Origin of the sequence: Bacillus sp. ISL-78 (assembly GCF_018613455.1) — a bacterium.
In the GTDB taxonomy this organism is placed as follows: Bacteria; Bacillota; Bacilli; order Bacillales; family DSM-1321; genus Peribacillus; species Peribacillus frigoritolerans.
Map to the genome: position 1 here is coordinate 613,819 of NZ_JAGGQC010000003.1, position 13,853 is coordinate 627,671.

The window sequence follows — 13,853 nt, forward strand, 5'->3', positions numbered from 1 at the left end:
ATTATGTTAGATTTAACATTTTTAAAGTCCCATGAACATATAATTTGACCCCATTTTGTAAAGCCTGTTCATCGAAAGTGAATTTTGGATGATGGTGAGGATATATAATCCCTTTTTCTTCATTACGAGCTCCTATTCCAATATAAGTTCCTGGAACTACTTCTTGAAAAGCAGAGAAGTCTTCACTTCCCATGATTGGCTTTAAAATCTCTCGACTTACTTCACCAAATACTTCACAAACCGATTGGTCCATCAATCGGGTAACTTCTTCATCATTTATGGTAGGAGCATAACCAAACAGATAATCGAATTCATAAGTAGCTCCATGCGCTTCCGTAATTCCTTTTACTATGCGCTCGATAAAATTCGGGATTTCTACCTGCAGTTGTGGATTAAAGCTTCGAACTGATCCACCAATGCTTACCTTACTTGGAATAACATTAATCGCACTGCCCCCATGGAACTGGGTCACTGAAATCACAAGGGCTTCCTTAGCATCCCGATACCGCGAAACAATGTGCTGGAGATTCGATACAACCTGTGTTCCAATTGCAATTGGATCGACGGTAAGCTCAGGTTGTGAGGCGTGCCCCCCTTTACCCACCAAGGTGATGTTAAAAGTATCGGCCCCAGCCATTATCGGACCGTAGCCCAAACCAATTTTCCCTAAAGGAAGAGTCGACAAGAGATGGGAACCAACGATCATATCCACTCCATCAAGCACACCCGCTTTCACCATTTCTTGAGCTCCACCTGGGGGCAGTTCCTCAGCATGTTGAAATAAAAAGCGCACCTCCCCTTTAATTTGCTCCTTTAACTGTGTAAGGATTTTTGCTGTTCCGAGCAGCATCGCCGTATGCCCATCATGTCCGCAAGCATGCATGACTCCTGAATTCCGTGACACAAAGTCAAAATCATTTTCTTCTTCAATTGGAAGCGCATCCATATCTGCCCGAAGTGCAATGACCTTCCCAGGCTGCTGACCGATCAAACGAGCCATTATACTCGTTTTTGTCGGACGTGAAATTTCCAATTCACCAAAAGTTTGCAGCTTTTCATAAACAAATTGTGCTGTTTTTTCCTCCTGAAAAGACAGCTCCGGATACTTATGTAAATATCTTCTCCAAGCAATCACTTCATCTTTAACAGCCTCGATCAAATCATGAATCATTATGGTTTGAGACATACGCTACAACCCCTTTTCGTTTGATTTTACACAGCAACCCTTAATTTAGGTTAGTTTAAGGAAAAAATTCCTTAAATAGAGTATAATCTCATACAGTCTTCATTACAATATTTTTCGAAAATTCAAAAACGTTTTTCTCACACTAAAAAAGCACCCAAATTATGGGTGCCTGTAATTCATAATAATTGATAAATCTTACTCGGCCTTCCTCGGGTGGCATTAGCCTCTTCACCAACGCATTGTGCCAAATCAACTTCGCACATATCCGCAACGATTCGCCGTACATTGCGCTCTGTCATCTCTAGATGTGTCGCTAAGTCCTTTGTAGTAAAATCACTCCAGCCCATTCTTTGAACAAGCGCAGATATCTTCTTATACGTCTTAACACTGATATTTCCGTTTTTCAACTTTTCTATAAGGGGTTTATTATGGGTACGGGTATCATATTGCAGTTCTTTCTTTTTGCCTGGTGATTCGATTATTTTGCCATCATCTTGAATAATCACAATTTCTCGCTTCTTCATCTCTTTTGAACGTTGAATGGCACGAAAAGCATTGATTTCCGCCGAATAGGCAGTCTCGCCGAAGCCAATTCCAACTGCAACGGTTGTATCTGCTTCAAAAGCCAATTTTTCAATCGTTTCTTCGAGCGTAATGATTTCTCGTTCAATTGCGCCGCGAGAACTGAAAATCATGTACCTTCCATTCCCTTTCTCTGAAAAGGAACCATTTATTTTTTCACCAAGTTGAATCAACATTTCTTTTAGCCGAAGCTCCAAGTACTGTAAATGATATGGAGTTTTCATTTCCTCTGCAACTTTATTAAAATATTCAACTTCAATGATTTCGACTCCTATTTGTGTATCCTTAAAGTAGGATGCCTTTACTTTTTCAGAAAGAATTCGAAGAGTTTGCCTCACTTCCATCTTACTCATCGACATACGGTAGGCTGGAATGCCCAATTCCCTTAAAGCTTCACACACGGACGGAAAACAAGAAAAAGCGCCTTCTGTCTTTCCCGTATTCCATAAATCCAAATGAAAATGTACCAATTCATCCGTATCAACATCTGTCTCAAACACTTTCGTATATATCTTTTGGGTTTTTATATTCAACTGTGATAAAGCTTCTTCGCTAATATTATTTGAGGACATGGTATCGATACTTAGATGCTCAATGATTTTTCCTTGTTCATAGATCATCTCTAAAAAGGATTTATAAAAACCAGATTCCGTAGCTGGGACATGGACCATTATTTTATCTGTACGTAGTGTTTTTCCCGCAATTTCATAGGGAAGCGGACCAGAAAAAAGCCATGCATGTACATGTGAATCATGTTCCTTTACAATATTCTCTACCTCTTCGGTCCTTACATAGGGCAAAGAGATGAATTCCAACTCATGTTTATATTCTTCTGCCGCGGCTAAAATTTGTTCTATAGAAGTTTTTAGACCGACAAGTCCGATTTTATACATCCAGTAATCGACTTCCTTTACCATCTGTAATAGATTCATTGTTATTTGTAGAATATCCTGGTTTAATCCAAGTCATGATATCGTATTCCTAATTCTTCTGCTGTCTAACTATTGTTCAATTTATATGAGCCTTGTTTTTTTTAGTTACCTCTTGATCATATCAGCAGCCAAAAGAAAAATGTGGTAGCCAATGCTATAATATATAGTTTTATTCATACCCACGCCAAATTTTTTCTCGTATGTATCATTTTATCATGCAACATGAAGGAAAAATACGTTGTATACGTTATTCATCTATAATCACTGCACGGATAAATATAGTTAATGATTCACACTACTCTATGTACTCAAAGTAGGATAAAAAAGTTATTTAATAGTTTAATTATGTTTTTTTAAATAGGTGTTATGAAGTAATATTGTTGCTTTATTTTATAGACGCTTCTCTGGGGTGCCCATTCAAACTCATTAAATAGCATATATTTTTAGGCTAGGGAGAGCTATATAAACCCCTAATATTAATGCAAAACAAAGAAGGGGATAGGGCCGCCTTCCAGTCACATCATCTCCTTAAGTATATTATTTTGTTAACAACTTTTTTTCGGAACATCTCCTCCTAGGTACGATTATAATGTCCGCCCATAACAATAAAAAAGCTGCCTCAATGACAGCTTCTCATTTCTGGAATCCTCTACGAATGACCCGATCCAGCCATACTTATCACTGGTCACAATTTGACAATAAAACATCTCCTTATTTGTTTTAAGGAGGAATTAAATAAATGGGTTCCTTTGCTTTATGTTCTAATTGGGATATTGGCACAATAATCTCACCGGAAACCGAATTTCATTTACGTGAATACGAAGAACGTCGAGGTATTACTTTTTTAACATATAAATTTTACGAGGTCTTCCCCGAGGTGATTGAAGTTCTTCTCCTTTGTACTCCACTAAACCGCTTTCACTCAAACCACTCATGATTCTCTGGGCATTTCGAACGGTCATGGATAAATGGGATGCTAAGTCCGAGGAAGTGAAGCCGTCCCAGCCCATGCGATCAATCAATGCTTCTATCTTTTTATACGTTTTTACACTAATGTTAGCCTGATTCAATTTATCCAGCAGTTCTTTATCATTAGAACGGAAGGTGTATGCCAATTGTTCTTCTTGACCTACGGATTCGATCATTACACCATCTTCCTGAATAACAACAATTCCAGAACTTTCTTTCTTTTTTGAATGACGAATCGCCTTGCGAGCATTGATTTCTGCCGATGCAGCCGTTTCACCAAAACCAATGCCGACTGCAACAGAAACATCCATCTCAAGGGCCAGTTGTTGAACAGTACTTCGCAAGCTGCCAATTTCCCGTTCAATGGCCTTTCGTGAACTAAATATTTGATAGCGTCCGTTTCCATTTTCGATGAGGGATCCATCTAATTTTTCGCAAAATGTAAGTAATGTTTGTTTAATCTTAAGCTCCAAATGCTGCAGATGGTAACGAATATTTACCTCGTCAACAAATTGATCAAACTGATCAATTTCAATGATTTCGACACCTATCTGGCTATCTTTGAAATAAGTACTTTTTGCTTTTTCAATTAAAATCTTGACCGCTTGCCGAATTTCCATTTTGGTCATATTAATTTTGTAGACAGGCACACTTTCCTTCTTCAAGGCCTCATAAACAGATTGTAAAACGGTAAGGACCCCATGTACCTCCCCTTCCCTCCACAACTGAAGATGAAATTGGACAATTTCTTGATAATCATATTGTTCATCAAATGTTTTTACATAAATATGTTCGGTGGAAATCCCCAGCTCTTGCAGCGACTCATGCAAAAAAAAGTCTTCCAATCGAATCATATCGATGGATAATTTATCGAAAAAATGTTTTTGATCTGCTGACATTTGTAATAAACATCGATATAAACTAGATCCTACAGGAGGACAATATGCAATATTGGCTTCTGAATCCAACATTCCTTTTGCTATTCTATAAGGTACCGGTCCAGAGAAAAACCAACCATTTACTGCACTTTGGTTATTTTTTATGATGTCAGTAACCTCACGTGCATCTTCATATGGAAAATCAATAAAATCAATTTCATGTTCAAATTCATTCGTAACATCCCGAATTTTCTCTATAGATGAAAGTGGACCTACAACCCCAATTTTATACAAGTTTTTTTCACCCCTACATCATACTATTCGTTTTATTATATCAAAATAACCCACCCTAACAGGGAATAAAAATGATATCCAAATATACAAGCAAGTAAAGCACCGTTTGTCATGAATAAACGGTGCTGCTTAATATGGTTTACTTATCTTTCGTAAGTTGAAGAATGGCAGGATTTAATCATTCAATGATTTCGCATTCCATTGCTTACTTCACAACAATTACCAAAAAATATTTTCCCTTTATTCAGAAAATTTTATTGAAATAGATTATTCTTAATTATATAATACATTTAACGAAAATAGCGTTAAATATTCGTTAAATAAAAATCGTATATTTCGAAGAGGATGTAAAGGATGAAAGACGCTAATTTGAGTTTAGGGCATGCTTAGAGAAAAGTTTATTAATGGAATGCTGCAAAACGCAACTACAAATGGAAGAAGGTTTAGGAGGAGAATGTAATGGAACAAAAAGTAATCAAAGATACAACTAATCTTCAAAATCAGAAAACGGGTGGTTTTTTCAATAGAGTAGAGCGAATAGGCAACAAAATCCCCCACCCCTTTATCTTATTTATTTATATGATTGCCTTTTTATTTGTTGTAACCGCTCTCTTATCCGTTTTCCATGTTTCGGCATCGGACCCCATTAGTGGAGAGAAAGTGGAAGTTCAAAACCTTTTAAGCCGTGAAGGCATCCAATGGATTTTGCCGAATATGATTAAAAACTTTTCAGGGTTTTTACCATTGGGATCTATTTTAGCCTTAATGCTGGGAGTGGGACTCGCTGAAAAGGTCGGATTGTTAGAAGTTTTGATTCGGAAAATGTCGTTAAAAGTCTCAGGGAAATACGCAAGTTATTTAGTTGTATTTGTTGCCTTCTTCAGTCATGTTTCTTCTGATGCTGCGCTTGTCATCATGCCTCCCCTTGGAGCTTTGATTTTCCTGGCTGTGGGACGGCACCCTGTTGCAGGGTTGCTCGCTGCCATTGCTGGGGTTGGTTCAGGTTTCACTGCCAACTTATTAATCGTCACAACGGATGTCTTGCTTTCAGGAATCAGTTCGGAAGTAGCGAAAGGCATGAATGCAAATTTGACCGTTAATGTTACGGATAACTGGTTCTTTATGGCGACTTCCGTTCTCGTACTCACGGTCGTTATATCCTTGATTACAGATAAGTTTGTTGAGCCGCGTTTAGGAAAGTATGAAGGTGGCGGTAAGCATAAAAAATTGGAGCAATTAACGAAGCAACAAAACAAAGCACTCCTGGCTACAGGTATTTCAGCAGTGATTTTTATAGCTGTTATGGCCATTCTAGTCGTTCCAGATGGAGCTCTATTACGAAATCCAGATACCGGATCCATCCTCCCTTCTCCATTCATGTCCGGAATTGTCTCAATCATCTTACTCTTCTTTTTTACAGTTTCCATTACTTATGGAGTTAAGGTGGGAGCAATCAAGAAACAAAATGACATTCCGGAATTATTGGTAGACCCAATTAAAGGCATGGCCGGATTCATTATTATGGTTTTCCCGCTTTCCCAGTTTGTCGCTTGCTTTAACTGGAGTAATATGGGTAAGTTTTTGGCTTTATCCATCACAGATCTGTTGGAACAGCTAAACATAGAAGGTGCACCTGTCCTAATAGGGCTAATGTTCTTATCTGGACTTCTTTCCATGTTCATTGCCAGCGGATCGGCAATATGGTCTATATTGGCACCTGTATCTCCATTTGTCCCACTATTCTTAAGTTTCTTACAAGAGTATCGAAAAGATGCAAAACTAGGAACTTATTATTCTCTTATTTTGCCTTATCCGATTATCATCTTTATCATTTGGACATTATTGGTTGTGGTTTGGTATTTCCTTGGCCTCCCAATTGGTCCCGGAGTATATCCGAATTTACCGTAATTTGAAAAGTCCCAAGCGCCCCGTATGTCCCTTAAGCGACTTGAGGGGCTGGGCCGCTTCATATAGACACTAAATCGTATGATATGAATTATCATCAAATAAAATTAGGAGTGAAACGAATTGGATATTATTTCTTTAAGACGTGATCTTCATCAACACCCGGAAGTTGGCTTTACGGAATTTCGTACTGCTTCAAAGGTAGTGGAAGCATTAACATCCCTGAAATATAACGTGATATTTGGAAAAGACGCTTTAGATGGTGATTCTCGCCGTGGAGTCCCCCCTATCGAAGTATTAGAGGAAACATTTAATAGAGCATTAAAAGATGGTGCCAATCCAAAGATCCTCCAAGAAATGGAGGGTGGATATACTGCCGTCATTGGTGTATTAAAAGGAAAAATGGCTGGCCCAACCGTTGCTTTCCGCTTTGATATGGATGCATTGCCTGTTACGGAAAGTGCTGATTCTGACCACTTCCCGCAAATAAACGGTTTTCGTTCAAAATATGAAGGGAATATGCATGCCTGTGCACACGATGGCCATACAGCCATTGGCTTAGGACTTGCTGAAAAATTAGCGGATGGGAATTTTTCAGGAACGGTAAAGCTTATTTTTCAACCTGCTGAAGAGGGAGTACGCGGTGCCTATTCAATTGTACAAAAAGGAATTTTGGATGATGTGGATCATATATATTGTCTGCACCTTGGCACAGATGTCCCACTAGGAGAATTTCACGGTGGATCTTCCGGATTTTTAGCAAGTACGAAAATGGCTGCACATTTTCATGGGGTATCTTCTCATGCAGGTGCTTCTCCTGAAAAAGGTAAAAATGCATTATTGGGAGCAGCCACCGCATTATTAAATATTCATGCCATTCCTAGATTCAGTTCAGGCTCGACCCGTGTGAACGTAGGTGTTCTTAATGGAGGAACAGCCGCTAATATTATTCCAGCGCATGCAAAAATGATCATTGAAACCCGATCTGTAACCGAAGAAGCAAATGCTGAAATGGAGAAACGTGTTCGAAATATCGTGGCTCATAGTGCAGGTATGCATGAGCTTGAACATGAAATTGAAATTATAGGACAAGCAATTACGATTCGCTGTGATCAAGAACTTGTCGAACTGGCCATGGAAGAAGCCAGGAATGTAGATGGTTTTTCAACAATCGAAGCATGCAGGAAATCCGGTTCCGCTGGAAGCGAAGATGCAAGTTTCATGATTCGAAGAGTACAGGATAATGGCGGGAAAGGGACATATATGATTATTGGGACTGATATTCCTGCACCACATCACCACCCTAAATTTGATATTCAAGAAGAGGTTTTACCAAGGAGTGTAGAACTTTTGAATCTTATTGCTAGACGTCTTTTAAAATGATTTTTCAGTATATGTATATATAGGAAGGAAAGAGTGAAAAATGACATATGTAAATAGACTATCGGAAATCATTGAACAAAAAAAAGAAAAATTCATTGAAGTCAGTGACTGTATATGGAATTTTGCAGAAACACGTTTTGAAGAATATCAATCTGCTGAATTGCTATGCAAAACATTAGAAAGCGAAGGATTTTCTGTTAAAAAAGGTGTTGGAAACATAGAAACAGCATTCATCGGCAGCTTTGGAACCGGTAAACCTGTTGTGGCAATCATGGGAGAGTTCGATGCATTGTCAGGTATGAGTCAAAAAGCGGCTACGGCTAAACAGGAGCCACTAGTACAAGGTGAAAATGGCCATGGCTGCGGTCACAATTTACTTGGTACGGGATCTTTAGCTGCAGCTGTTGCAGTGAAGGATTATATGGAAGAGAATCATATAAATGGGACAGTTCGTTATTATGGATGTCCTGGAGAAGAAGGCGGATCAGGCAAAACCTTCATGGTCAGAGAAGGTTTGTTCGATGACGTTGATTTTGCATTTTGTTGGCATCCACTGGATGTTAACGGCGTCATGTCGATGGATTCACTTTCCAATTTCCAAGTGTATTATAAGTTTAAAGGCAAAAGCTCCCATGCAGCAGCATCACCACATTTGGGACGGAGTGCTTTAGATGCCGTAGAACTTATGAATGTTGGCGTGAACTATTTAAGAGAGCATATTATCCAGGAAGCAAGGGTCCATTATGCAATAACGAATTCAGGTGGATTATCTCCTAATGTTGTCCAACAAGATGCTGAAGTTCTTTATTTATTACGAGCTCCAGAAGTTTCACAAGTTCAAGATATTTACTTAAGAGTTTGTAATATTGCTAAAGGCGCTGCCCTGATGACAGGAACTGAATTGGAAATCGTTTTTGACAAAGCCTGTTCCAATGTTATCCAAAACACTGTGTTAGATTCCGTCATGTATAAGAATTTTCAAGAATTAGGCATTCCACAACACGATGATGATGAAAAACAGCTTGCCAAAGAAATCCGCGCCACCTTAACCGAACAAGAAAGGAACAGTACAATCAATCCATTTAAAGATAATCAAGATGATGCACTGGCAAATTGGTTAGAACCCATTGAGGGCCTCCAAGCGCCATTAACAGGTTCATCAGATGTAGGAGATGTTAGCTGGATCGTTCCTACTGCCCAATGCACAACGGCTTGTTTTGTTCTTGGGTCACCTTTGCATAGCTGGCAGTGGGTTACACTGGGATCAACATCCATTGCCCATAAAGGAATGCTTCATGCTGGCAAGGTTATTGCGGCAACTGCAGTAGAAGTACTTCAAAATCCGGAATTAATTGAAAAGGCAAAAACAGAACTAAAAGAACGATTACAAGGAAAAAGCTATATCTCCCCTATTCCGCAAGATGTAAAGCCTTTAGTTAAAAGATGATAGACTAAATTAGTGGGTTGTTGTAATCGTAAATTGTTCGCAGCCCAACTCGACTTCTACGAATTTGGCTAAAGTCTCAGGGATCTTCGAGTGGAAGATCCCTTTCCCTTTTTGCTAATTAGCTCGTTGTTAAGAGCAGGAAAGGCCCAGTTTCCAAAATCCCTATGTGTCATAAAAATTAATGGTAAGAAGCTTATCCCTTCATATTCAACAGATATCCTTCAATATCGTGCTTGCTTTTTAATATAACTATTAGCTTTTCAGGGTCACTCTTTTGAAGATCTGCCAATATGATTTTCATTTCTTTCTTGCGAGGAAAGTAAGTGGATATGATAAATTTGATAAACTGCCAGTCTAGTTTTTCATTACAGCCTTTAGCCATATCAGGCCTTGTTTTACCTAGATTGGACAACCAGCGTTTTATCACACGGTAAAGGCAAATACCGAGAGGAAGTTCTAAATAAATAATCGTATCGGCTAGCTCCGAACGTAGGCTAAAAGAATGACTATAATTGCCTTCCATGATCCACTTGTCATGACTCAATACTTCCTTCTGAGCAGAAATAAACTCCTCTAAAGTAGCTTCAACCCAGCCAGGTTTCCAGTAGAATGTATCCAAATGATATACTTCGATATTCAAATGATCTCCAAGCCTTCTTGCAAAAGTAGATTTTCCGACACCCGCGGACACTCCGATTACCATGATACGTTCCATTGATATACCATCCACTCTCCCCTTTTATGTTCATAAGAAAAGGCGACCCTTCTTGAAGAAGAATCGCATCAGTTTTAGAAAATGAAGTTTGGTTGCTGTAGTGTCCTAACAAAGAACAAGCCAGCCTTATTTTTATCTCTATTAAATCAGATGCCCTAAATGTTTCTTTGCGTCGTAATCAACAAGTTTTTCATCTTTCTTAATTCGTGCCAGATAATCCGGGTTGGCGATAAGCGGACGGCCAATCGCCGCAACGTCAATGATGCCTTTTTCCAGTGCTGCTTCCGCTGTTTCAGGCTCAAGCCCGCCCACACCGACTATGATTCCATCCCAGTGGCTGCGTACCAATTCATGCATGGTCAATCCTCTTGCAATCGGTTTGGTAAATTCCATCGTGGATGGGTGAATCATTTTAACTCCTGTTTCATTGAACGCTTCAATAAATGTTTGGATCGCTTTTTCAGGGTCTTCCCACATATAAGACGGCTGGTCAATTTTCAAAGCAGAGAAACGAATAAGGGTACGTTCCGCTCCAACCGCATCAATAACTGCTTTTAGCACTTCCTTCATAAATGTCAGACGCTGTTTTAAATCACCACCGTACCGATCGGTCCTTTTATTGGAAGTGTCGGAATTGAACTGGTCAATTAAGTATCCGTGTGCACCATGAATTTCTACGCCGTCAAAGCCAGCATCCATAGCATTCTTTGCAGCTTGTTTATATTGGTTCACAACTTCAGCAATATCCGTCTCTGTCATTTCTTCAGGAATGCCAAAAGGTTTGCCGAATCGTGAAACCTTACCTTCCGCAGCGATAGGTGACGGAGCCTGCGGAGGAAGTCCTCCTGCAATTTCATGGTGGCTTGCACGGCCCACATGCCAGATTTGCGCAATAATTGTTCCGCCTTCTGCGTGCACTGCTTCCGTTACTTTTTTCCACCCGTCGATTTGCTCTTGAGTATATATTCCGGGAACTCCAGGATTGCCCTTTGCTCTTGGTGAAATCACTACACCTTCAGTAATGATGAGCCCGATTCCATCTTGTGCCCGTTTTCGGTAATATTCTACGGTCAGGTCATTCACAACACCCGTTTCGTTATCGGCAAACGCCCTTGTCATAGGAGCCATTGCCGTTCTTGTTTTTAAGTTCCATGCACCTATTGTTACAGGTTCAAACATTTTGGTTTTCATTGTTTTCATTTGAGTTCCTCCTGTTAACCGCTTTACCTGGGCTGAATTTTAGTAACTTTCATTGTGTAAGATTATCCGATAAGTGGTTAATTTTCAAATAATTCACTCTGGTTTTATCGCTTTTGATGAAATATGGTAATAAAGACCAGTAAAAAAGCCAGACAGAGAAACTCCATTCCCTGCTGGCTAATTTATCTTATTAGTCTCGTGCTGTTTTGATAAAAAACGATACAATCAAACCAATGATTGCGAGGACAAGGCCGAAAATAAAGGCATCTTGAACGCCTGCAGTCAATGAACCGCTAATGGCAGATGGATCGAACGGATCTTCTGCATTTGCCATATAATTTTTTTGGGATGCTGACATGATTGTAATGGCAACGGTTGTACCGATGGCCCCTGATACTTGTTGCAATGTATTCATTAGAGCCGTTCCATCCGGATAAAGTTTTTTCGGCAGTTGATTCAGGCCATTTGTCTGGGCCGGCATCATGACCATTGAAACACCAACCATAAGGAGGGAATGCATGACGATTACCATTATGATCGTCGTTTCAGTCGTTACGTTCGTCAAGGTCCATAACATGACAATCATGATAATGAAGCCTGGAACCACTAACCCTCTTGGACCGAACTTATCAAAAATGCGCCCCGTAACCGGAGACATGATACCATTAAGCACTCCACCCGGTAATAGTACCAGCCCAGCAGAAAACGCAGCTAATGCAAGCCCGGTTTGCAGGTATAACGGTAAGAGAATCATGGATGACATGATGATCATGAAGGTGATGAAGACGGTTATTAACCCTAACGTGAACATCGGGTATTTAAAAACGCGCAAGTCAATCATCGGTTTATCCATATTGAATTGCCTCACAGCAAACAGGAATAACGCTATAAGTCCAACAATGATCGAGGATAAAACGATTGCATTGCTCCATCCTTGCTCTCCGACAATACTAAATCCATAAACAATTCCCCCAAAACCAATGGTCGATAAAATAATGGAAGGTCCATCGATTTTAGGTTTGGTGATTATTGAAACGTTTTGCATATACTTGAGACCGAATAGTAAAGCGATCACAAAGAACGGCAAAGACACCCAGAAAATGTAATTCCATTTTAGATTTTCAATAATCAACCCGGAAACTGTCGGTCCGATGGCTGGGGCAAACATGATCACCAGCCCCATCAATCCCATCGTCGCTCCCCTTTTATGAATAGGGAAAATCAATAAAATGGTATTGAACATGAGGGGCAATAAAAGACCCGTTCCGATTGCCTGGATGACACGGGCTAGCATCAAGATGCCGAACCCGGGTGCAATTGCTGCAATGAGCGTCCCAATGATGGAGAACACCATTGAGGCAATGAATAATTGACGAGTATTGAACCACTGAATCAAGAGTCCCGAAACGGGAACCAATATTCCCAATGTCAATAGGTAACCCGTTGTTAGCCATTGCACGGTTGAAGGACTGACATTGAATTCTTGAATTAAATCCCCCAGCGCCATGTTTAATGCCGTCTCGCTGAATAACCCGATGAACCCTGCAATTAAAAATGCAATTAATATAGGGGTCGTCCTAATGACTGGATTTTGTTGCTGTGTTGCATCTGCTGACATAAAATAATTCCTCCAATTACTAACTGTTCGACCTAAGCTTAAGATAATTTTTCCGCATGACCTATTTATTTATCAGCAATAATGGTATCTGTTCCGCAATCGTTTGGAGAGGTTCCCCGTTTTTCGCCGTTAAGGATAAAAGGATACCGCCTTCAATCAAAGCATTAATTACGATACTCAATTCTTTTGCCCGTTTCTCACTGAAGTCCGCTTCGAGTAATTTCTTCACATAAATGGATTGCCAATCTTCCATCGCTTCTTGACAGGCCATTCTTATTTGCTCGCTCGTCGTATATGTTTCCGCCGCAATCGTCCCGATTGGCAGTCCTAATAGATTTGCACTATCACCAAAAACTTCGGATAAATGAAAAATATGAGACTGAATGGCTTTAATAGGGTCTTCAATTTCATCAAATCCCCGTTTAATTTCATCTATCACGAATTCTTTTGTATGAATAATCGCCTCGATCGCCAATTCTTCTTTGCCTTTCGGAAAATAATGATACAGCGAACCTTTTGGGATACCACTTTCCTCAATAATGTCCTTAAGCCCCACACCGAAATATCCACGTATACGAAAAAGTCTTGAAGCAGCTTCAATAAGAATGTCTTTCGAGTTTCGTTTCTCTGCCATAGCTGGATCACTCCTTGAATTTATATCAACCGGTCTATTAGAAACTATACTTGTATATCATTGTTATGTCAAAGATGATACTTATTATGCATGGAATATCGTATTAAAAC

Annotated in this window: 10 protein-coding genes; 3 read left to right on the forward strand and 7 right to left on the reverse strand. The window is 39.7% G+C overall.

Annotated elements, in window-relative coordinates; all coding sequences use genetic code 11:
- Position 1: 1 nt before the first annotated feature.
- The 3 genes from J7I96_RS05375 to J7I96_RS05385 all read right to left on the reverse strand — a co-directional run bounded on the left by J7I96_RS05375 (position 2) and on the right by J7I96_RS05385 (position 4,841).
- Positions 2–1,186, reverse strand: a complete 1,185-nt coding sequence (locus J7I96_RS05375; RefSeq protein ID WP_214925374.1) for a M20 family metallopeptidase — start codon at positions 1,184–1,186, stop codon at positions 2–4.
- A gap of 176 nt (positions 1,187–1,362) precedes the next feature.
- Positions 1,363–2,661, reverse strand: a complete 1,299-nt coding sequence (locus tag J7I96_RS05380; protein WP_214774003.1) for a hypothetical protein — start codon at positions 2,659–2,661, stop codon at positions 1,363–1,365.
- An 875-nt stretch (positions 2,662–3,536) separates the two neighbouring features.
- Positions 3,537–4,841: a helix-turn-helix domain-containing protein gene (locus tag J7I96_RS05385; protein WP_214925371.1), complete on the reverse strand. Its 1,305-nt coding sequence runs from the start codon at positions 4,839–4,841 to the stop codon at positions 3,537–3,539.
- A 459-nt stretch (positions 4,842–5,300) separates the two neighbouring features.
- On the opposite strand from J7I96_RS05385, the gene J7I96_RS05390 reads away from it, so the two are divergent.
- From J7I96_RS05390 to J7I96_RS05400, 3 genes are all read left to right on the forward strand, one after another.
- Positions 5,301–6,749 carry an AbgT family transporter gene (locus J7I96_RS05390; protein WP_214925368.1) on the forward strand — a complete coding sequence of 483 codons (1,449 nt, stop codon included), beginning with the start codon at positions 5,301–5,303 and terminating at the stop codon, positions 6,747–6,749.
- A gap of 120 nt (positions 6,750–6,869) precedes the next feature.
- A complete protein-coding gene (locus J7I96_RS05395) occupies positions 6,870–8,129 on the forward strand; it encodes an amidohydrolase (RefSeq protein ID WP_214925365.1) in 1,260 nt (419 codons plus the stop codon).
- A gap of 40 nt (positions 8,130–8,169) precedes the next feature.
- A complete protein-coding gene (locus J7I96_RS05400; RefSeq protein WP_214925363.1) occupies positions 8,170–9,576 on the forward strand; it encodes a M20 family metallopeptidase in 1,407 nt (468 codons plus the stop codon).
- Positions 9,577–9,769: 193 nt separating this feature from the next.
- Here the strand turns inward: J7I96_RS05400 and J7I96_RS05405 are convergent, their stop codons facing one another.
- From J7I96_RS05405 to J7I96_RS05420, 4 genes are all read right to left on the reverse strand, one after another.
- A complete protein-coding gene (locus J7I96_RS05405; RefSeq protein ID WP_214925361.1) occupies positions 9,770–10,291 on the reverse strand; it encodes a P-loop NTPase family protein in 522 nt (173 codons plus the stop codon).
- Between the two features lie 141 nt (positions 10,292–10,432).
- The gene (locus tag J7I96_RS05410; protein WP_214925357.1) at positions 10,433–11,491 is read right to left on the reverse strand and encodes an alkene reductase; all 1,059 of its coding nucleotides are present in this window, start codon (positions 11,489–11,491) and stop codon (positions 10,433–10,435) included.
- 190 nt (positions 11,492–11,681) lie between these two features.
- Positions 11,682–13,109, reverse strand: a complete 1,428-nt coding sequence (locus J7I96_RS05415) for an MDR family MFS transporter (protein WP_214773978.1) — start codon at positions 13,107–13,109, stop codon at positions 11,682–11,684.
- A gap of 61 nt (positions 13,110–13,170) precedes the next feature.
- Positions 13,171–13,743 carry a TetR/AcrR family transcriptional regulator gene (locus J7I96_RS05420; RefSeq protein ID WP_214925354.1) on the reverse strand — a complete coding sequence of 191 codons (573 nt, stop codon included), beginning with the start codon at positions 13,741–13,743 and terminating at the stop codon, positions 13,171–13,173.
- Between the last annotated feature and the right edge of the window lie 110 nt (positions 13,744–13,853).